The sequence below is a fragment of the Maricaulis alexandrii genome (genome assembly GCF_005871165.1).
Classification (GTDB): Bacteria; Pseudomonadota; Alphaproteobacteria; order Caulobacterales; family Maricaulaceae; genus Maricaulis; species Maricaulis alexandrii.
Window position 1 is genome coordinate 257216 of the sequence record NZ_SWKP01000008.1, and the last position, 20928, is coordinate 278143.

The 20928-nt window shown below is 65.8% G+C and carries 16 protein-coding genes; 5 read left to right on the plus strand and 11 right to left on the minus strand.

Annotation, left to right across the window (positions count from 1 at the left end; translation table 11 throughout):
• Window positions 1-91 precede the first annotated feature (91 nt).
• The 5 genes from addA to tsaE are packed head-to-tail and all read right to left on the minus strand — an operon-like array spanning window position 92 to window position 8957.
• Window positions 92-3643, minus strand: coding sequence for a double-strand break repair helicase AddA (gene addA / locus FCS99_RS12270; protein WP_138512952.1), 3552 nt, complete (start codon window positions 3641-3643; stop codon window positions 92-94).
• Window positions 3640-6705, minus strand: coding sequence for a double-strand break repair protein AddB (addB, locus tag FCS99_RS12275; RefSeq protein WP_138512954.1), 3066 nt, complete (start codon window positions 6703-6705; stop codon window positions 3640-3642). Before addB ends, addA begins: the two co-directional genes overlap by 4 nt.
• Window positions 6702-7415 (minus strand): nucleotidyltransferase family protein, encoded by a 714-nt coding sequence (locus tag FCS99_RS12280; protein ID WP_138512956.1) that lies wholly within the window; start codon window positions 7413-7415, stop codon window positions 6702-6704. The genes addB and FCS99_RS12280 overlap by 4 nt, the downstream gene beginning before the upstream one ends.
• Complete coding sequence (locus FCS99_RS12285; protein ID WP_233352798.1) at window positions 7412-8512, minus strand: aminoglycoside phosphotransferase family protein; 1101 nt, start codon at window positions 8510-8512, stop codon at window positions 7412-7414. The genes FCS99_RS12280 and FCS99_RS12285 overlap by 4 nt, the downstream gene beginning before the upstream one ends.
• On the minus strand, window positions 8499-8957 hold the full coding sequence (gene tsaE, locus FCS99_RS12290) for a tRNA (adenosine(37)-N6)-threonylcarbamoyltransferase complex ATPase subunit type 1 TsaE (protein ID WP_233352799.1): 459 nt from the start codon (window positions 8955-8957) through the stop codon (window positions 8499-8501). Before tsaE ends, FCS99_RS12285 begins: the two co-directional genes overlap by 14 nt.
• Before the next feature lie 108 nt (window positions 8958-9065).
• Between tsaE and FCS99_RS12295 the strand changes: the two genes are divergently transcribed.
• The gene (locus FCS99_RS12295) at window positions 9066-9386 is read left to right on the plus strand and encodes a 2Fe-2S iron-sulfur cluster-binding protein (protein WP_138512960.1); all 321 of its coding nucleotides are present in this window, start codon (window positions 9066-9068) and stop codon (window positions 9384-9386) included.
• Between the two features lie 26 nt (window positions 9387-9412).
• Here FCS99_RS12295 and FCS99_RS12300 read toward each other — a convergent pair whose 3' ends face one another.
• Both FCS99_RS12300 and FCS99_RS12305 read right to left on the minus strand, forming a co-directional pair.
• Window positions 9413-11881: a sensor histidine kinase gene (locus FCS99_RS12300; protein WP_138512961.1), complete on the minus strand. Its 2469-nt coding sequence runs from the start codon at window positions 11879-11881 to the stop codon at window positions 9413-9415.
• Window positions 11882-12135: 254 nt separating this feature from the next.
• Window positions 12136-12591 (minus strand): energy transducer TonB, encoded by a 456-nt coding sequence (locus FCS99_RS12305; RefSeq protein WP_138512963.1) that lies wholly within the window; start codon window positions 12589-12591, stop codon window positions 12136-12138.
• 204 nt (window positions 12592-12795) lie between these two features.
• Here FCS99_RS12305 and FCS99_RS12310 point away from each other — a divergent pair, with 204 nt between their 5' ends.
• Complete coding sequence (locus FCS99_RS12310; RefSeq protein ID WP_138512965.1) at window positions 12796-14757, plus strand: hypothetical protein; 1962 nt, start codon at window positions 12796-12798, stop codon at window positions 14755-14757.
• 44 nt (window positions 14758-14801) lie between these two features.
• Here the strand turns inward: FCS99_RS12310 and FCS99_RS12315 are convergent, their stop codons facing one another.
• From FCS99_RS12315 to FCS99_RS12330, 4 genes are all read right to left on the minus strand, one after another.
• The gene (locus tag FCS99_RS12315) at window positions 14802-15080 is read right to left on the minus strand and encodes an HPr family phosphocarrier protein (RefSeq protein WP_138512967.1); all 279 of its coding nucleotides are present in this window, start codon (window positions 15078-15080) and stop codon (window positions 14802-14804) included.
• Complete coding sequence (locus FCS99_RS12320; protein WP_138512969.1) at window positions 15077-15484, minus strand: PTS sugar transporter subunit IIA; 408 nt, start codon at window positions 15482-15484, stop codon at window positions 15077-15079. The genes FCS99_RS12315 and FCS99_RS12320 overlap by 4 nt, the downstream gene beginning before the upstream one ends.
• Window positions 15485-15550: 66 nt before the next feature.
• Window positions 15551-17212, minus strand: a complete 1662-nt coding sequence (locus FCS99_RS12325; RefSeq protein WP_233352801.1) for a sensor histidine kinase — start codon at window positions 17210-17212, stop codon at window positions 15551-15553.
• Window positions 17184-17894, minus strand: a complete 711-nt coding sequence (locus FCS99_RS12330) for a response regulator transcription factor (RefSeq protein ID WP_138512971.1) — start codon at window positions 17892-17894, stop codon at window positions 17184-17186. Before FCS99_RS12330 ends, FCS99_RS12325 begins: the two co-directional genes overlap by 29 nt.
• Window positions 17895-18066: 172 nt before the next feature.
• On the opposite strand from FCS99_RS12330, the gene FCS99_RS12335 reads away from it, so the two are divergent.
• Genes FCS99_RS12335 through FCS99_RS12345 form a run of 3 tightly spaced genes read left to right on the plus strand, consistent with a single transcriptional unit; the run spans window position 18067 to window position 20908 of the window.
• Window positions 18067-19767 carry a hypothetical protein gene (locus tag FCS99_RS12335; RefSeq protein ID WP_138512973.1) on the plus strand — a complete coding sequence of 567 codons (1701 nt, stop codon included), beginning with the start codon at window positions 18067-18069 and terminating at the stop codon, window positions 19765-19767.
• Between the two features lie 41 nt (window positions 19768-19808).
• Window positions 19809-20381 carry a DUF1214 domain-containing protein gene (locus FCS99_RS12340; protein WP_138512975.1) on the plus strand — a complete coding sequence of 191 codons (573 nt, stop codon included), beginning with the start codon at window positions 19809-19811 and terminating at the stop codon, window positions 20379-20381.
• Window positions 20378-20908, plus strand: coding sequence for a DUF1254 domain-containing protein (locus tag FCS99_RS12345; protein ID WP_138512977.1), 531 nt, complete (start codon window positions 20378-20380; stop codon window positions 20906-20908). Before FCS99_RS12340 ends, FCS99_RS12345 begins: the two co-directional genes overlap by 4 nt.
• Window positions 20909-20928: the final 20 nt, after the last annotated feature.

Consider the following 20928-nt stretch of genomic DNA (forward strand, 5'->3'; position numbering starts at 1 on the left):
GTGACACTCCTTTGTTTTGGGCCTTAAGGGACAGTTCCGGCTGCCCGGACTGCTCTGATGGCGCGTGAGGTAAGGAGCGCCGGTGCGTCCGTCAAGCTTTTGCGCCGTGCAACACCGCGTCCATGGCTTCGTCTGCCACTTCCATGAGCCGGGCTGCATCGGTCCAGAGCAGGGCGCAACGTACCGTTTTTCCGGGATGAACCGCTCTGAGCAGCTCCCGATAGGTCGCCAGCTGACCGATATAGACTTTCGCCACCGCAGCAACCGTGTCCGGCGGCGGACGATTGGTCTTGTAGTCGATGATCTGGACCTCGGTATCCGTCACCACCAGCCGGTCGACCTGACCCCGCACAATGACCGAACCCGGCAAGGTGTCCGCCCGTCCCACCAGCGAGACTTCCGCCCGGCTGCCCGGCCCGAAGAGGGGCGCAAACTCCGGATGGTCGAGAATGCCCAGCGTCTCCTCGACCATGACCGTGCGGGCGTCATCGTCAAAATCAGGCTGGGCCGCCACGAAACGTTCCGCAGCCTCCCGCCGCCGCTCGCGTGGCAGATCGGGCAGGGTCTGCAGGAGTTTGTGGATCACATCGCCACGCCGGAAACGATAGGCACCCGGATCGGACAGGGGTGAGAGCACGGCCGGTTCGAACCCGCCCTCTTCATCGCCCAGGAAGCTGGACGGCGCGACACCGCGCACGCCGGACTGCTCGGCCCGGGCGGGGACGCGCGACCATTCCGGCAGGTCGGCCTGCGCCGCCACGCCGACGGCCGCAGCCCCCAGCGTCCTCGGCGCATCGCCCAGGCGGCGACCCGGTTCAGGCTCATCCTCGTCGGGGGCGACCGGGATCGGTGACGGCATGGCCTGCCACTCCGGTCCGCTCCAGGCCGTGTCGAGCCGGGCATACCAGCTGTCATCATCGATGCGGCCGCCATTGCTCGAACTGGAATGCTTCCAGCCCGCCACCACCAGACGGTCCCGCGCCCGGGTCAGGGCGACATAGAGCAGCCGGCCATGTTCGGCCTGGGCCTTGTCCTCGCCCAATTGGCGCAAGGTAGCGATGGCCGGCGGGTCATCCCCCTTGCGCTGGGCCCAGACGAGACCGGTCCCGTCATGCTTCATGATCGGGTCCTTGCGCGTCTTGACGGGCGAACGGGTCGTGTCCGGCAGATAGACGACCGGCCATTCCAGCCCTTTGGAGGCATGGACCGTCATCACCTGGACCTCATTGCGGCCCTGGCTCATCTCCCGTTTGAGCTGGCTCTCCTCGCGCTCGATACCCGCGACAAAGCTGGCCAGCGCCCCGCCACCTTCGGTTTCGTGCCGCAGCGCCCGCGCCAGGAATTCCTCCAGCGGATCTCGGGCCTCCTCGCCCAGCCGGGCAAAGACGCGCGCCCAGCGGGTCTCGCCGGTCGGGGTCCGCGCATTGAGGAAGCTGGCGAAGACATCATAGAGGCGCTCACTGTCGGCCCGGTCGCGGAACAGGGCGAGCGCCTCGCGCGCCTCGGCAAAGACCGGCAGGTCACAGGTGAAAAGCGCCGCCCACAGCGCGCCGCGCCGTTTCGACTTGCGCAGCCGCGCCAGCGCCATCAATTCATCATCCCCGATCTTCGGGGTCTCCGTGTCGATCGGGTCGAAGAAGGGCGATTTGAGCACTTCGGCCAAGGCCAGATCATCGCCCGGGGTCAGCGCAAAGCGGGCCAGGGCCAGCATGTCCTTCACAGCAGTCTGGTCGCGCAGAACCATCCGGTCCGCCCCGGCCACCGGCACGCCCTGGAGCTTGAGCTGGCGGATCATCTCCTCGAAAAAGCCGCCGGTTCGCCGCCAGACCAGGATGGCGACATCGCCCGGCGTCAGCGGGCGTGGCGCGAACCCGTCCGGGGTTTCCTCCCAGACCGCATCGCCCTGCGCGATCCGCTGGCGGATATCCGCCGCAATCGTTGCCGCCAGCTGGTCAATGGCGCTGCCCCAGGGGCGCTGGTCGACCGGGTCAAAGATCGAGCCCTCCTCGACCTTGGGCGGCATGGGCACGGGCGGCCAGAACTCGACACAGCCCGACATGCCGATCCGGGCCGCCTGGTGGGACTGATAATGCGAGAAGGGCCGGGCCTCGTCGGGGGCTTGGAATTTGGTTTCCAGATCGAAGGCCTGATCGACGGCCGAGAGGATTTCCGGGGCCGAGCGGAAGGAGACATTCAGGCCCGGCCGTTCAAAGGGCAGCCCGACGGCGGCCGCCGCTTGCTGCAGCCATTCGCCCTCGGCGATGAAGCGGGCCGGTTCGGCCCCCTGGAAAGAGTAGATCGACTGTTTCTCGTCACCGACGATGAACAGGGTCCGCTCACCCTCCCGGGCGCCGTCACCGGCAAAATATTCGGCGGTCAGGCCGCGGATCATGTCCCATTGGCGCGGCGCCGTGTCCTGGGCTTCATCGATCAGGGCGTGGGACAGGGTGGCGTCCAGCTTGTAGCCGACCCAGCCGGAGAACGGGTTTTCCGGCTGCAGGAGATCGCCGGCCAGACGGATGAGATCATCGAAGTCGAGCGCCCGCCTCCGGGTCAGCTCGGCCTCATAGGCCCGGACAAAATCCGACGCGACCCGCAAGGCCAGCGCACTCGCCTGGGCCAGCGCCGCCGCCTTCACCAGATCGCGCGCCGCCTCCATGCGCGCCTGTTCCGCCTCCAGCATCGGCTTCACGGACGGTGCGACCTTGTCGATCTTGCCCGTCACGACATTCACCATCGGCGTGCTCTTGCCATTGCCCGTGAAATAGAAGGGGAGACAAGCTTCGAAGGCGCGCACGGGGTCCGTTTCGTCGAGAGCCGCCTGCAGCAACGCTCCACGCTTGGCATCGGTCGGGCTGCCCTCATGGATCATCGCATGGGCCGCTGCCTCAAGCTCCGCTCGCGGCGCGTCGAGCCAGGCCTCCGCCTTCACCGACCGCGCATCCTGGCCCTGGCTCAGACCCAGATCGGCATAGAGCGTATTGATCAGGGGCTGGGCGTCACCGCCGACCGCCTCGATCCGGTCGCGCAGGTGGTGCCGGTTGAACCGGGCCCAGCTCATGATCGTGGCAAAGGCCTCCGGTCCGCCGGTCGCCAGGATCCGGTCAATCTCGTCACCCTGCAAACGCGCAAGCACCTGGCGGCGCACCGTCTCGACACAGGCCTCCGCTTCGCTGTCATCCAGGGTCGAGAAACCCGGCGGCGCGCCGGCCTCCAGCGGAAAACGGCGCAGCAGGCTTTCGCAGAAGGCGTGGATGGTCTGGACCTTCAGACCGCCCGGCGTTTCCAGCGCCCGGGCGAACAGGCGGCGCACCTTGTCCAGCTCGCCGGGCACCGGATCGCGCCGTGTCATCTTGCGGAAATCGGCCTCAAGGGCCTGCGGTTCCATCATCGTCCAGGCGCCGAGGCGGGCGAAGAGACGGTCCTTCATCTCCGCCGCAGCCGCCTTGGTGTAGGTGACGCAGAGAATCTGTTCGGGCGGCACGTCCTTGAGCAGAAGATTGACCACGCGGTCCACCAGGACCCGTGTCTTGCCGGAGCCGGCATTGGCCTCGACGAAGACACTGGCCTCCGGCCTGGCGGCCCGGCGCTGTTCATCCGTCGCGTGCTGCTTGATGTCCTCGTCGAATCCCGGCTTGGTCATGATCCGCTCTCCGACCCGTCGGTGTCGCTGGCGGCACTCGCCCACTCACCCCGCCGGGCAAGATGGTCGAAATCCCCGTAATCATTCTTGTATTGGGCGCGCACCTGACTCTCATAGGGCATCATTTCGTCATCGAAACGAGCGATCCAGCCGATCAGGTCCTCCAACGCCTTTTCCGCCATGGTCAGCGCATCCGGTGTGGACCTGGAACTGTCGATCCGCGCCTCCAAGCCGCCATCGGCATTGCCGGGCAGGCGCACATAATAGAGGCCGGCCGGCGGACTTTCCGCCAGATCCGGGAAGACACCTGCCTGCATCGCCATCGCAGCCGTCAGCGGCAATTGCGGATCGAAGCCGACATTCACCGTCTTCGCGGACGGGGCATTGCCGGTCTTGTAATCGATGATATCGAGCCGGCCGTCCGCCGTGCGGTCAAACCGGTCCGCCCGGCCCGTGATCGTGAAGGCCCCTTTAGGCCCTGACAGCTCCATCCGGCCCTTGATTTCCACCTGTTCCAGCCGGGTTCCGATATCCTGGCGGCGCTGTTCCCACCGCACCAGCCATTCAGCGGCGCGCCGGAAACGGCCCAGCTCCACCCCCATCTCCTCCGGCGAGAAGCCCAGCGCGTCCAGCGGCTGTCGCGCCGCTTCGACCAGGTCCTCAACGGCTGTGGCGGGAATGCCATCCACCCATTGCGGAACGACGACCTCCAGCGCTTCGTGCAAGGCTGTGCCGCGCTCCCGTGCGCCTGGCGGCATGTCCGCGGGGTCCAGGCGTCGCAGGCCCAGAACATGCCGGGCAAAGATCGAATAGGGGTCGCGCACCCAGGTCCGGATTTCGGTGATCGACAGGGCGCGCGGGCGCTCCTCCACCGGCGGAGCCGGGGCCGGACGCGGCGCCGGGCGTGGCGCGCAAGCGGGATCGTCCAGCCGCGCCGCAATGGCGGAATAGTCCTGTGCCGGGGCCAGCGCCTTCGCGGCCGCTTCCCGCCCCAGAGCGCCTTCCGTCAGCGTCTTGAGACGCCAGACCCAGCGCGATGCGACCGTCGGTGCGCCATCGGCGCGGGCCGAACGGGTCAGGATCACGTCCGGCGCCGCCGCCAGCTGGGAAAAATCATGCGCCGCCAAGCCATAGCGCTGTTCCGGCGCGCCCAGTTTCGCCGCAATCCGCATCTGGCGCGACAGCCAGGGATCCGCTCCCGGCGCATTCGGCCAGACGCCTTCATTCAGACCGGCCAAAACGACCCGGTCCGCCGTGATCAGGCGCGCCTCAAGCGGACCCAGCACCTGCAGGCGCGGATGCACACCCAGTTTGGGGGGCACACGGCGTTTGCCGATCAGCTCCTTCACCGTGGCGGCATAATCCGCCAGCGTCATCGGCGGCAGGCTCTCACTCTCTTCCAGCAGGGCCCGGACGAGACCGGCTGCGGCTTCTCCGCCCTCTCCGCCCCACAGGCCCGGATCCGCGCCGATCGACAGGCTTTCGGCCGCCTCCGCATGCAGGCGTGCCCAATCCGCGACCGGCCGCTCGGCCTCGCTGAGCAGGGGAGCAAAAGCCGCCTCCTGGCGGTCCAGCACCTCGTGGATGAAGGTCTTGTCCGTCTCGAACAGATCGACGAAACGCCCCTCGATCCGGTCACGCACGGATTGGAAGTCGCGCCCCGGCCGCGCGCCCCGCAAGGCCTCCGCCTCGAACTTGCCGAGCACGGTATGCACCGCCCCGCGCGCACTGCCGGCGGTGAAGAGCGGCGATCCCCACAACGCCGTCAGGGCCACGACACTGCCCGGGTCCAAGGCGACATCGAGCAGACGTGTCAGGAAAGCCCCGGCCGGCGTCTCGGCCAGGGAGGCGCCGCCGGAATCATCCAGCCGCACACCAAAGCGCGACATTTCCGCGGACACCCGCCGCGCCAGGGCCCGGTCGGGCGTGACCAGAATGGCCGTCTTGTCCGGATCATCCAGTGTTTCCCGGAGCAGCAGCGCGCACACCCGCGCTTCGGTCAGCGGGTCGGGAGCCTCGATCAGGGAGAGACCTTCCAGTCCCGCTTCGATGACGCTTTGGCCGTAGCGTTCGCGCAGTTTCTCAAGCCGGCCGATCCAGGCATCCGTGGTCTCGGCAGGCCGCAGAGCTTCGGCGATCAGGTGACGGCGGGGCCGGCCGGCCGCTTCGGAGTCCGCCACACCCGGCCAGGGCCGGACGCCACGACCGTCGCGATCCGCCACGCCGAGCGCCGTGACGAAAACCTTCATCGCCCATTGCGGATGTTCCGACTCGATCTTGTCCCAGGCGGCATCATCGCAATCGCCGTCGAACCCGGGCAAGACAACCGCGCCCCGCGGCAGTTGCGACACCACAGCCATCAAGTCCCGGGCTGCCGGGATCGACCCCGTCGAGCCGATCGCCAGAACCGGATGTTCCGGCGGGTGGGCGATCCAGCGCTCGGTCAGGGCGCGCAGGACGAGGGTGCGGCGGGCCGCAGCATCGCTCAGCCCCAGCTCCGCCAGACGCGCCGGCCAGGCCTGTTGCACAATGTCGAGAAACTCGATGGCCTCGCGCCGGTCCTCGGGCAGATGCGCGCGCAGCGCTTCGTCGATCTTGGACAGGTCCGCCTGGTCTTCAGTCGCGATATCATCCAGCAGCGCCGCCAAGGGGTCGGCCAGCGCCAGCGCACCGCCGACACCAATGGGACGTCCCAGAGCCGCTTCCTTGGCCAGGATCAGCCGAGCCAGTTCGAACTTGCGGCGCAGCGGCGAAATCGAGGGCGGGGCAATCCCGGCCAGCTCGCCCGGCTCGAAGGGCGGATCGTCGACATCGACATCCCCGATCGGCCGGATCAGCGGCAGAAGCGCGACGCCACTCCCCGCCTCCTCGGCTAGGATATCACCGAGCGCTTTGGCCGCACGCCGGGTCGGTGTGAGGATGAGGAAATCCGTCAGCGCATCCGGATTGCGCGCAACATCGAATTCCTCCCGCAATTGGCGGGCGATCTTGCGCAGGAAATCGTCCTGCGGCGGCAGGGTGAAGAGGCGCGGGGCCGGCGTATCGAAAATCCGGTCACTCACCCGGACAGGCGCGCCTCAGCCTCGGCCAGGGCGACCGGGTCGCCGACATGCATCCAGAAACTCCGCATCGCCAGACCGTGGATACGGCCGGCAGCCGCGAGCTCCTTCCAGACATCCATCATGGAAAAGCGCACGGGCTCGCGCCCGGCGAGCACGGCCGGATTCAGGATCTGCACACCGGCATAGGCGTAGGGCGCGGCATCCGCATCACCGCGAAACCGCAATCGACCATCCGTCTCCAGAAAGGCATCGCCCGCCCCGTCAAAGCCCAGCGTTCGGTCCATCGGGGCCAGCAGCAGAAGCGCATCCATGCGCGCCGGGTCCCAGGCCGTCTGCAGACGGTCGAGTTCCCGCTCGTCCTCATCCAACCAGACCGCATCGATATTGGAGATGAAAAACGGATCGGAGCCGAGTTCCGGCAGAGCCTTCACCACACCGCCGCCGGTTTCCAGGACGTCATCGCGCTCATCGGAAATGGTCAGGGCGGGCGCGCCGCTCCGACCGGCGAGATGGGCTTCCATCAGATCGGCGAAATGGTGGATGTTCACCACACAGCGCTCCACGCCCGCAGCGGCGAACCGGTCCAGCGCCCAGTCGAGCAGGACCCGGCCCTGCACACTCACCAGGGCTTTCGGCCGGTCCAGGGTGAGCGGACGCATGCGCGTGCCCAGCCCTGCCGCCAGCGCCATGCCTGTGGTGATCCGGCTCATTTGTGCGCGTCCAGCAGGACCGCACCGGCATGCGTCTTGATCCAGAGATTGAGCTCCATCAGGGCCGGATGCTGGAGGTCCCCCACGAAATAGCGGGCAACACGCGGCAGAAGGTCAAGATAGCGCTGTTTGCCATCGCGCACGGCGAGCCGCACGAAAATGCCCAGGATCTTGGCATTGCGCTGTGCGCCGAGCACGGCATAGGCGGCATCGAAACCGGCGCTGTCGGCAATGCCGGCCTGCTCCACGAAACGCGCCTTGAGCGGCACGGCGAGTTTGCGCTCCACATTGCGGCGCGCATCCTCCAGCAGGGAGACGAGATCATAGGCCGGATGCCCCATCAGCGCGTCCTGGAAATCGAGCAAGCCGAGGGCGGCCGGTCCGTCACGGTCCGGCAGGTAGAGCAGGTTCTCGGCATGGAAATCCCGCAGGACCAGGCCCGGCGGGCAGGAATCCAGGCGCTTGAACGCCTTGGCCCAGATCGCATTCCATTCATCCAGCGCGGCCTGGTCGAGCTCAACGCCGGCATGCTTGGCCAGATACCATTCCAGGAAGAGATTGGCCTCGGCCAACAGGGCCGTGTCATCATAGGCCAGAAGCGGCCAGGTCTCACCGTCCACGCTGACATGATCGTCGAACGTGCTGCGATAGATGGCGGCCAACACGTCCACCGCCTGGGCATAGATCGTGCCCTCATGAAGCTGATCCGGCAAAAGCCGGGCGATCAGGTCATCGCCCAGATCTTCCAGTATCAGGAAACCATTCTCGATATCCGACGCCAGGATGCGCGGCGCGGAGAAGCCACGCTCGCACAAGGCATCGGCCAGACCGGCAAAGGCCACCAGATTGGACCCGGCCAGACGGGCGGTGGCATTATAGCCCAGCTCGGCGCGCTCTTCCGGCGTGGCGTCCGGCGGACAGAGCGGGGCCTCGGCCGAGGCCGGCGCATCCATGAGCATGGCCGTGCGGTCGCCCTCAACCAGGCGGATATAGCGGCGCGTCGAGGCATCCCCGGCCAGCGGGTTGCGCTGGGCCCCGCCCCAGCCGGAGCGGTCCAGAAAGGCGTCCATCGCCGTCGCGCGATCAGATATTGTCAATGCGGTCCTCCCACCGTCCAAATCCCGTTAGCCGGGCTTCTCGGCTCGTGGGGGAATCCTCCAATGTTTCGAGCCGGATTTCCAGCCGGTCCGGCGGCAGGTGCGCACCCAGGCGGTCGGGCCATTCCACAAGGCAGATGGCCTCCTCGAACGCGTCATCGAGGCCCAACTCGTCCAGTTCGGACGGATCTTCCACCCGGTAGAGATCGGCATGCCAAAGCTCACCACCGTCTTCGGTGTCATAGGTTTGCACGATCGTATAGGTCGGGCTGGGCGCATCGTTCACGCCGCACAAACGCGCGATCACGCCCCGTGCGAGCGTGGTTTTACCTGTGCCCAGGTCTCCCGTGAGCAGGATCACATCTGCGGCACCCAATTGCGCCGCCAGACGGGCGGCGAACCGGTCGGTCGCAGCGGGATCGTCAAGCCTGATTGAATATTTCATCCCCATACCCAGCGATTAGCGAAGCCCGCACCGGGCGACAAGCGATGAGGCTGAATCTTGACTCGTCCATGAACACTGTTCATTTCCCAAGGGTCCACGGAGTAAAGCATGCCGAAGATTACCTATATCGAGTTCAATGGAAACGAACACGAAATCGACGTCCCCAACGGCCTGTCGGTGATGGAAGGCGCGGTGCGCAATCTGGTTCCCGGTATTGATGCCGATTGCGGCGGCGCCTGTGCCTGCGCGACCTGCCATGTCTATGTCGATCCGGCCTGGACCGACAAGACAGGATCCCGCGAGGCGATGGAAGATTCCATGCTCGATTTCGCGGAAGGTGTGGAAGAGAATTCCCGCCTGTCCTGCCAGATCAAGGTGACCGACGAACTGGACGGCCTCGTCGTCCGCATGCCGGAACACCAGGGCTGATCAAGCCGAAAACCCGTCCTTGAGGCTCAGGCCGAGCTGGCCTGGACCTTGCCGGTCAGCCCCAGCTCCGGCGGGACGGCATCGCCATGCGGTTCGCGCGGCAAATGGCAGGCGACATGCGTGCCCTTGCCCGGTTCCGATTGCAGCTCGACCCAGCCGCCATGCAGTTCGGCAATCTCCTTCACCAGCGCCAGGCCAAGACCGGCGCCACCGCGTTCGCCGCGTGAGAAACGCTCGAACACGCTGGCCTGCTTCTCCGGCGCGATGCCTTCGCCATCATCCTTGACCCATAGGGTCAGCTCGTCGGCATCGCCGCGCGCGCCAATGGTGACATGGCCCTCCACCCGCACATGGCGGATGGCGTTGGAGAGCAGGTTCATGGAGACCTGTTTCAGACGGTTCCGGTCCGCGCGCAGCAGGCCCAGCTCGGCATCCACGGCGACCTCAAGCTTGATCTTGTGGTGTTCGGCGCGGGCCTGGACGAGTTCGGCGGCCTCGCGCACGACATCGCCCAGATCGACATCGCCCAGATCCAGCTCCAGCTGACCGGCATCAATCGCGGCGACATCCAGAATATCATCAACCAGCTTGGCCAGGTGCTCGGCGGCCTGCTGGATGGCGCTCATCGGTTCTCTCTGGCGATCGGACAATTCGCCGGCAAATCCCTGGGCGAGCATGTCGGCATAGCCGTTGATCGTCGTGAGCGGCGTGCGCAGCTGGTAGGAAACGTGCTCGACGAATTCCGTCTTGATCCGTTCGGACGTCTCCAGCGCCTCGGCGCGTTCACGCAGGGCTTCCTCGATACGGCGGCTGTCGGTGACATCATCCCAGCAGATCAGCGTCGCGCCATCCGGCAGCGGCCGCGTGAGATAGGTCAGGACCCGGCCATCGGAGCGGCGCATCTCGCCGGTGACCTGTTTGCGGGCCTGCGGGCTGGGATCGGTGACCCGGCCCTTGATATCGGTCCAGACGCGGTCATCTGCGAACAGGCTGGCACAGGTCTCGGCAACCGCGTCGAATTCCGGCTGACCGTCCAGCTCGACCGCCTCGAAGCCCCACAGGTCCTCGAAGGCATTATTGTGCAGCTGCAGGCGGCCATTGGCACCGAACACGGCGACCGCCTCGTGCAGTTTATCGAGCGTGGCGCGCTGGACATTGATGAGCGTGTTGTAGCGCGCGGTCAGCGCCATCTCGTCGGTCTTGTCCTCGAAGATGAGCATGAGGCCACCCAGCGGGTGACGCTGGCGGGCCACGCGCAGCGTGCGGCCATCGGGCAGCGGCCAGAGCTCGTCCGGCGTTTCCTCGGTGGAGGGCTGGTCATAGCGGGCCAGCTCATGCGAGCGCCAATCGGCATAGTCCGCCTGTTCCGGCAGAAGCCGCTTTTCCCGCATGCGGTCGAGGAACTGACCATGCCCCGGCCGGTCATTCAGCCAGGCATCATCCAGTTTGAACAGGCGGGAGAAAGCCGTGTTGTAGAAGTTCAGACGCTGCGAACGGTCGAACACGACCACGGCCTCGGCCATGTGATTGAGCGTTTCGTCATGGGCCCGGCGGAAGCGTTTCAGCGCCGCCTTGGCTTCCTCGCCCTCGGTCACGTCGATCGCGAAACCGGCTGCACCGCCCGAGACCGGAAAGACCTGGAATTGCAGGGCGCGACGGCGCCCCTCGATCACCACAACCCGGCTGTCACTGACCACTTCACCGTCCGACGTGGCACGCTGGGCCTGATCGATCATGGTATTGTCCAGGGCGATCTGTTCCTGCAGCACCTCATCCAGCGCCTTGCCTTCAACAGCGGCGACATAGGCCTGGTTCACCCACTCCAGCCGGCCGGACGCATTCATCCGCCAGGCCGGGAAAGGCGCACGGCCCAGCATGTCGAGGAAGGCCATCGGGTCCTGGGAGACCAGGCGGCGGGCCTCTTCGATCCGGCCCCGAGCACCGGATTCCTCCAGCCCGCGGATCGTCGCATCGGACAGCCAGATCACCAGCTGGGTCCCGGCCGGGCGTCCGTCGACTTCCAGGAAACGGCCGCTCGGGCCGAGAATGGTCAGGGAAAAGGGCTGGCCTTTCTGGGCCAGGTCATGGAAGCGGCGGCGCAGCGTGGTTTCCTCACCGCCAGCCGACCGGGCCTCATAATCGGCGAGACCTTCCATCAGGATGCCGGCCGGGTTGGGACCATCACTGGCTTCGGCAAAGCGCAGAAGTGAGGCCAGGGCCACCGAGGAGCCGAAGATCCGCGGCTCGCCCCAGCTGGTTTCGTCCTCGTCGAACGGGGCCTGGTCCCAGACCAGGACGAGGCCCGGATGCGCGCCGAAGACACTGTCTGCGCGGGAGACACGGTCTTCCATTTCAGCGAGCTTGCGGCGCCAGACGACTTGGGCGCCCCGGGCGCCGGCGGTCAGCCGGTAGGCCCACAATCCGACGGCCACGGCGAAGGCCATGGCACCGATGGTGACGACCAGCGTCACGATCTGGAATGTCTGTCCCGTCATAGAGTTCGCCCTGGGTGTGGCCCACCCCCGTTGATCCAGAGGCCCTCACGAATCACCATCATACCGGTCCGGCGAGTCGGGGGCGACGTCCGGCTGCGACAAAAACTTAATAAGTTATGGTCGCAACCCCGCCCACCCGCCGAAAACCTGTGGAGCCGGAGTGGACAATCCCTGCCACCAGACGCGGATCGGTGCACTGGGCACCATGATCCGCCAGCTGCACTCAGTTGTGGAAACCCGTCACCCGGTCCGGATCAGCGCAGTCGCACTTCGCCCAGACGGTATTCGAACAGGACCACACAATTCTCCAGCCAGACCCCGTCATCCAGGGGCTGGAACCGCCAGTCGGACACGGCGCGGCGGCTGACCCGGTTGAACGGACCGTTCGGCACGGCATGAGCGATGCGGGGATTGTCGACCTGACCGTCCGGTTCGACATTGAACCGCACCACCACCCAACCCTGACGCCCGCGGACATAGGCATCATGCGGATATTCGGGCATCGCCGCGGACACGGCAGCCAGGGTCGAACCCTGGCAATCGGCCTCGCCGATCAGGCGCGAGACATTCGGCGGCACGGGCAATTCATCCCGCGGCATGAAGGGACCGGGATCCCGTTGCAGCACGGAGGGCGTCAAACGGTCGGGAACAGCGCCGCAGGCCGCAAGAAGACCGCACCCGGCCAGCAGGATTGTGAAGACGGATCGCATGCCGTGACGCTATCCCATTGGGCCCGTTAGACAAGCGGACTCGTCAGGGCGGGGCGCGGAACGAAGGTTGAACAATTTTTGAAGACTTGATTAAGGCGTTCAAATTCCGGCCCCGAACTTGTACGGTACCGTCCGAATGGGTGAGGGGCCGCGTCGATTTGGGACACATCGACCCGGGTACCTGTGTAAGAGGTGCGTAGAAACATGTCTTTGTTGCCGACCGCGCATGCCGGGCAAGCCTTCGGGGCCCGCCGGATCGATTTTTATGCCGTTTCAGGAGAAGTCACGGGATCGGATGCCGGCACGGGCCGGGTCCGGGACAATGAGGGCGTCGACCATGAAGTCCGCCTGCTGGAGCGCACCAGCGCCCTGGCGCCGGGCGACAATGCCACACTCTTGCGGGTCCAGTCCGGCCCCAACCGGCGCTCCCGCCCGGTGGCGATCATCAATCACTCGCGGGATGTCTGGATGCGCGCCTCGCCGGATGCGACCTCGCTTCTGGCCCGCAGCGGCATCACCCGGGCCTTCAACTGGTGGCTCTCCGTCCTGCTTCTGGCCCTGACGGCCTTCGCAGCGGTCTGGCCGCAATTGCATGTCTTCTTCTCGGAAATGTTCGGCACAGCCATGGCCGGCATTCCCGCTTTCAACGTCTTCAATGAGATCAACATGCTGCTGCCATCCCTCACCGGATGGCGGCTGGAATCCGCCCTGCCGGTCGGCCTGATGGACAGTATCGAGGCCCTGGGTATCGTCCAGACCAGCCAGCTGACGGAGTGGGGTCTTGCCCTGGCCGGGCTTTTCCTGTCGCTTCTGGCCTTCTCGGCGCGCTCCTGGCGGCTGGTCTACATGCCGGTCCTGGCAGCCTTCGCCCTGGCCGCCGGCGTCATTCTCGGCGGAGCGGGGGCCACCCTGATCCTGACCGGCGGTGCCGTCGTGCTGTTCATGCTGGGAGGGTTGATCAACCGGGTGCGCGATGCCGGACGCTTCAATGCGCGCATCGAACGCCTCGCCGAGCACGCCCTGCGCAATCCGCCGCAGGAAGGCGTGCGCACCCCGGTCGCCGCCAATGACGACACCATGACCGGTGCCGCGGCCGCGACCGCCATTGCCAGCGCAGCCGCCATGGCCCAGGGCGCCGACGATGCGGTCAGCGAGCCTGCCGAGGGGCCGGCCGAAGCCACGGCCCTCGACGCCACGCCGGCCGATCCGGATGCCGATTCCGCCAATGGCGAAGTCGAAGCCAGCCCGCTGATCGAACTGCCGCCCGCCGCGTCGCCCGAGGCGACGCCGAGCGCCGAAAGCCCCGACGCTTCGGACGCATACGAGGCGGAAGCCGACGCTGAAACGATCGCTGAAGCTGAAGCCGAAACGGAAGAAGAGACCGAAACAGCTGCAGCCGCTGAAGCCGAGCCCGTGATCGAAGCCGAAGCCGAGGCTGGCGCAGAAGCCGAAGCCGAGACCGAGTCCGAAATGCCGGAAGCGGGCGATGCTGCCGACGCCGAAGCATCTGACGATGCAGAGACCGAAGCCGCCGTCAGCGAAGCCTCGGATGAGGATGACGACCTTCCCAGTCTCGACGCTGTTGCCGCTGCCGCTGCTTTGAGTGCGTCCGAACAGGGCGATGATGCGGCGGACACGTCCGCTCCGGTCGCCGCGCAAGGTAGCGCCGAGACGGACGAGCTGTCCGATGAGCGCACCATGGCCATGGCACCGCCACCGCCCATGCCGGGCAGCGAGACGCCGGCCCCGGCAGCCGAGGCGACGCCCGAGGCCGTGACAGAGGACGAATCCGCGACTCCGCCGCCGCCCGTTGCGCCAGTTGAGGAGACTGCGGAAACGCCTGAGGCGGGTCCGGAAGACGCAGTCGAGCCGGTCCTGTCAGACACACCTGAAGACACGGCCACGCCGGACGCGACTCCGACTGCTGTGGACAGCGCAGCGACCGATCCCTTGCCGGCACCGCCAGCATCCGACGCGCTGGCCGATGTGGAATCGCGCGTGGAAGAGGCCGTCACCGCAGCGGCGACCGGGGGCCCGGCTCATGCCATGGTTGATGATCCGCTGATGGATGATGAAGGGCCGGACCCGATGATGGAGCGCACCCAGAACGGCGATCTGGCGCCCGGGGCTCCGGAATTGGACATGGAAAAAGACCCGGCCGAATAGGCCAAGGGAAAGGGGCGCTCCGGCGCCCCTTTTTTGTTGGACACTTACTCGGTCTCGTAAAAGCCGGCTTCGACCAGCTCGGCCAGGGAGGCGACGGCCTGCTCGGCCTCGGGCCCAGACGTCTCGATCCCGATCTCGGAGCCCTTGCTGGCGGCCAGCATCAGCAATTCCATGATGGAATCGGCATTCACCGTCTCGCCATCCCGAGAGACATGGATTTCCGCATCGAAACCCTGAGCCATTTCCACGAATTTGGCGGCGGCGCGCGCATGCAGGCCGCGCGCATTGCAGATCGTCACCCGCCGGGCGGCACTGTCGCTCACTTGCCGGCCCCTTCCAGCACTGTCGATGCGATCGCGATATAGCGCTTGCCGGCGTCCTCACCCATCCGGGCAAGACTGTCGAGATCGGCGCGGGAGCGCGCCTCGGCCAGCTTGATCAGCATGGGCAGATTGACCCCGGCAATCACTTCGACCTTGCCCGGCTCGAGCAGGGAGATCGCCAGATTGGACGGCGTGCCCCCGAACATGTCGGTCAGCACCAGGACACCCTCGCCCCGATCCACATCGGCAATCGCCTCGCGGATATCCGTGCGGCGCTTTTCCATATCGTCGTCTGGGCCGATACAGACCGCGACAAACGCATCCATAGGCCCCACCACGTGTTCCGTGGCGGCCACAAATTCGTCGGCCAAACGGCCATGGGAAACGACGACGACACCGATCATGACATGCATCTAAACGCGGCTTTACCCGCCGGGAAAGCGTCTTTTTGCAACGCTTGAAGCAATTTGTCAGTCAGACGTGGCCGCGGGCAGCTCGACGGTGAAGCAGGCACCGGCCACCTGACCGTCCGCATCCCGGCGATTTGCGGCCGTGATCCGGCCACCATGCGCCTGCACAATCTGGCGTGAAATCGCCAGCCCCAGCCCGGAATGCGTGCCGAAAGCCGTGCCTTTGGGGCGTTCAGTATAGAAGCGCTCGAACACGGTCTCCAGATTGTCCTCGGGAATGCCCGGCCCCTCATCCTCGACCCGCACCAGAAGACTGGACTGACCGTGCCGGTGCCCGCGCTGCAGGCGGATTCGAACCTTGCCGTCTTCCGGAGAGAAGGTCAGGGCATTGTCGATCAGATTTCGGAAAACCTGACCCAGCGGACCGTCCCGCCCCATCACCCGGCCATTGCGGACCTGGCAATCCACCTCGATCATCGATCCGCCCCGGCCGGACTCGTTATAGCTGTCCGCCAACTCCGTCAGCAGGCCAGCCAGGTCCAAGGGACCGACATCCTCACGCGCCAGTTCCGCATCGACGCGGGAAGCCCGGGAAATGTCCGTGATCAACCGGTCGAGCCGTTTCACATCCGCCGCGATCACCGCCAGCAGACGGTCGCGGCGTTCCTCATCCTTGGCCAACGGCAGGACCTCGACCGCCGAACGGATCGAGGTGAGCGGGTTTTTCAGCTCATGGGAGACGTCAGCCGCGAAGGATTCGATCGCATCAAGCCGGTCATAGAGCGCCTCCGTCATCTCTGACAGGGCAATCCCCAGCTCGCCGATCTCGTCATTGCGCGAGCGCAGATCCGGCATCCGGACCCGCCGCCCCCCAGCGCGCCGGGCTTCGCGGGCCGCCCGCGCCAGGCGCCGGATGGGCCGGGCAATGAAAACGGTTAGCGCCAGGGAAGACATGCCGGTGACAAGGGCCGCAATCAGGATGAAGGGCAGGAGCGCGCGACGCTCGGCCTCGATGAGATGGTCCAGATCATAGGATTCGATCGTGACCACGCCCACGACCGCCCGCACGGGCTGGATCGGGATCGAGACGGACACGACGCGGCGTCCATCCACTTCACGCCGCACACCCCCGACCGAGTCGCCCTCGATCACCTGGCGGACCTCATCCACGAGATTCCGGTCGAGCGCAGCCCGCTCTTCCCGGGAACGCAGGAGATTGGACAATCCGTCCAGCACACGGGTGGGAAGGCCGCGGGCCTGCACAGCCAGGTCGGAGGCCGGCTGGCCGGGTGGCGGCAAGGTTGTGGTCTCGAAGACGTCGGCCAGCAAATGGCTGTCCGCGACGATCCCGCCACTCTTGTCGAACACGATGACGCGGGATTCCTCGGGCACGTAGAGCTGGCGCAGGATGGCCCGGGCATCCTCATTGCGCAGACGCGGAGCCGGGGCGCCGTCCGATGCGCCTTCGGCCAGGACATTGGCGATCAGCTCGCCCTGAGCGCGCAGTGAGTCCAGCTTGGCATTCACCAGGCCGCGCCGCGTCTCCGACAGGGCCATCATGCCGACCACCAGCACGCCCAGCGCCACGAAATTCGCGACCAGGATGAGCTGGGCCAGACGGGAGGACGGCCGCGGCGTCAGATTGCGCAGGACCGCCCCGGCCCTCTGGAGGCCGGCCTTGAAGGCCTGGGCGTCAATCTTCCTTATAACGGTACCCCACACCGTAAAGCGTCTCGATGGCGTCGAACGTCTTGTCGACTTCGCGGAATTTCTTGCGGACCCGCTTGATGTGGCTGTCGATCGTGCGGTCGTCGACATAGACCTGATCATCATAGGCCGCGTCCATCAGATTGTCGCGGCTCTTCACATAGCCCGGACGGGTCGCCAGCGCCTGCAGGATCAGGAATTCGGTGACGGTCAGGCGGACCGGCTCGCCCTTCCAGGAACAGGCATGACGGTTCGGGTCCAGCAACAGGCTGCCACGTTCCAGCGGCTTGCTGTCGCCCGGCTCGGCGCCGATCGGCGAACCCGGCTCGCCCGCGGCCCGCGCCCGGCGCAGGACCGCCTTCACCCGTTCGCCCAGCAGGCGTTGGGAGAAGGGTTTGGTGATGTAATCATCCGCCCCGAGATTCAGCCCCAGCGCCTCGTCGAATTCATCATCCTTCGAGGTCAGGAAAATCACCGGAAGGTTGGAGGACTGGCGCAGGCGGCGCAGCAATTCCAGACCGTCCATGCGCGGCATCTTGATATCGAAAATGCCGAGATCCGGCGGATCCTCGGCCAAGGCGGTCAGGGCCGAGGCCCCGTCATTATAGGTTCGGACATGATAGCCCTCGCCTTCCAGAAAGATGGAAACCGAAGTGATGATGTTCTCGTCGTCATCGACCAGTGCGATTGTAGCCATGCTGTCTCCGGACATTGCCAACCCGATAGGAACTGGCAGTCGAACCCCTAATTGTGGCGACAATAGACATGGCATGTGCATTGCGCCAAGCGCTGCTGCCGCATTCCGGCCATGGTTCACGAGGTTTTAAACCTATTCGTGCAAACCTCTTCCACTCTCGGGGAGACGGTGCATGTCCGGCAAGATCCATTACGAAGTCTTCTTCAAGAAGAACAAGAAGGCTGGGTGGGCGCTCATCGAGGCCTGTCCGGACCGCGATTCCGCCCTGAAACTGGCCACGGGCCTTGTCACCAAGCACAAGGACGGCTCGGCCCGGGTCACCAAGGAAAAGTATGACGAGGACAGCCGGTCCTTCCGGGCTGTCACGGTCTATGAGGCCGGCGCCGAGAAATACGGGGCCATCGAGGAAAAGTCCTCCGATGCCCATCTGCCCTGCCTGACCCCGGATGATTTGTCCAAACCGCATGCCCGCGACACGATCCGGCGCGTGCTGACCGGCTGGCTGGAACGCGTCCAGGCCGTGCCGATGGAATTGCTGCACCGGGCCGACCTGGTGGAAGACCTGGAAGCCTCCGGCACCGACCTGCAGCACGCCGTGCAGAAAGTCGCCGTCGCCAGCGCCCGCGAGAATGACGCGAACGTCCAGACTTTCGTCAAACAGCTCAACGAGCTGGTCCAGAAAGCCCTGGGCCGGATCTACAAGGATGCGCGGGACAAGCGCCTGCCCTCCTACCCCAAGAAGACGCCCTTCAGGGACATTGCCAACGATATTTACGGCAAGGACAAGCGTCCCTATTCCCTGCGCGCCGCGATGGCCGACCGGCTCAGTCATGAGCGCAAATATGCCGACAAGCTGGAAGTGCTTCTGGATATGTCGGACGGGCTGCCCGAGGACGAGGATGCCCGCAATTTCGCGCTGGCGGAGGTCGATGCCTATATCGCCGAGGTGATCAGTTTCGATGCCGGCCGTGAAGCCATGCTGGGCCAGTGCAAGGATCTTGGCGAGACGCTGGAACGCCTGGCCTGCCTGTTCGACGGCGATGCCACGGCTGATGCGCTGAACCTGGCGCCCCGCGCGTCCAAGCGCCTGGCGAAAAAGATCGAGTCACGCGAACTCGAGGCCTGCCGGTCCGTCATTGCCGCCGCCCTGCTCAAGGAGCTGGAACGCCCGGGCCGCCTGCGCCCGACCAGTGTGCGCGACGAGGTTCGCCTGGCCCGAGACCTGGCCGCCCGCCTTGTTATCGTCGCTGACAGCCTGCTTCCGGCCGATGCCCTGATCAAGGCTTTCACGGCCCGCTCGGCCCGTCTGCTCCAGACCGACACGGTCGATGAATACCTGCGCAATGCCAACGACCCGAACGAGGAAATCGAACGCCTTTTGGCGCTCGAGGAAAACCTGGTCGGCGAGACCAACAAGGCCAAGCTGGCCAGCTATATTCGCGGCATTGCCGGCAGTTCCCGCGCCGAAAGCCATTATGTCCGCGGCGAGGGCCAGCCCCTGGAACGCCTGGCGAAGCTGACCGCGCTGCAGACCCGGGTCCTGCGCGGTACCTATCCCAAGAAGGACAAGCTGGAACTGGCGGGCAGTTTCGACGCGCTCGGCATGAAGATTGTCGACGAGAGCAAGATCCTCAACATGGTGGAATCCGGTGACCGCTCCTGCCTGGACAAGGCCACGGCACTTCTGCGCCTGGCCACCGGCGGGGCCCTGCCGCTCGGACATTGTTGCAGCGATGCCCAGGCCCGGGCCATCCGCCATCTCAAATTCGCAGTCAGCCAGAACGAAACCCTCTCCGATGAGGGCCGCGCCAAGCTGAAGGGCATCCAGATACTGATGAAGCAGCTCGACGCCGCCAAACAGCAGGCCGCCTGATTTCCGTTTGCCGATCCGGACACCCCGGCTAGGGTGATGTCATGATCTGGCGTTCTGCACTCGCAATCCTGCTCGGCCTCGTCACCGGCATTGCCGCAGCCCTCTTCCTGGTCTTCGGACCGGTGGAGATCGGGGGGCTCAAGAACGGCCCCTGGCGCAGCAATGAGAATATCGGGGCATCCGATGCCGGACCGGTCCTGCGCGCCATCGTCGCCCGTCGCGGCCTGCTGGCGCTGAACCGGTCGGAAACCGTCTATTTCACCGCCTGGGAAGACGATCAGGGACGGCCGCTGGATGCGGACTGCCGCTATGCTGTCTCCGGCCAGGACATGCCGACCCGGTGGTGGAGCCTGACCCTGTATGCCGAGGATGATTTCCTGCCGCGCAATGGCGATGACGCCCATGCCCTGACCCGGACGGATCTGGGCGAAGGCGAGTGGAACGCGATCGCGGCACCGGAACCGTTCGGCTCGACACCCTGGCTCAGCACGCGCAATGCCGGGACCTTCGCCATCACGCTGCGCCTCTATCATCCAGAGGATGTGGTGCGCGACGCTCCGGAAAGTCTCAGCCTCCCCTCCGTTCAATTGCTCGATTGCGGGAGTGACTCATGACGCGTTGGCTCGTCCCGCTCGCCCTTTTCCTCGCCGCGGCCCTGGCCGCCTTCTGGTTCACCCTGAATGCCGTGCCCGGCATGATCATGGGCAAGGCGATGGACCGTATCAGCTCCACCGCCGCTGCCAGCGGGGGCGTGCTCTATGCCCCACGCCTTCGCGAAGACAATCAGACCATCGTCCGGGCCAGTCCGGACATTCTCTACTCGGTCTGTGCCTTTGATCTGGCGGCCGGCGATCTGGATATCACCGTGCCCTGGCCCACCGACGGAAATTACGCCTCGGTCAGCTTCTATGATGCCCGCACCAATAATTTCGCCGTCATCAGTGACCGCGAGGCGGAGGGGGCCCTGACACAGCTCCGTCTGAGCCTTCACTCGCCCGGAGACGGTCCGGGCACGACGATCCAGGCGCCGACCCCGCAGGGGCTGGCCCTGTACCGCCGGGTCATCGATGCGGAAACCGACCTGGACGCCGCCGACGCGGAACGTCGCGCCTTCACCTGTACGCCGCTTTCCGGCACGTAACTTGTCCGAAGCGTAACTTG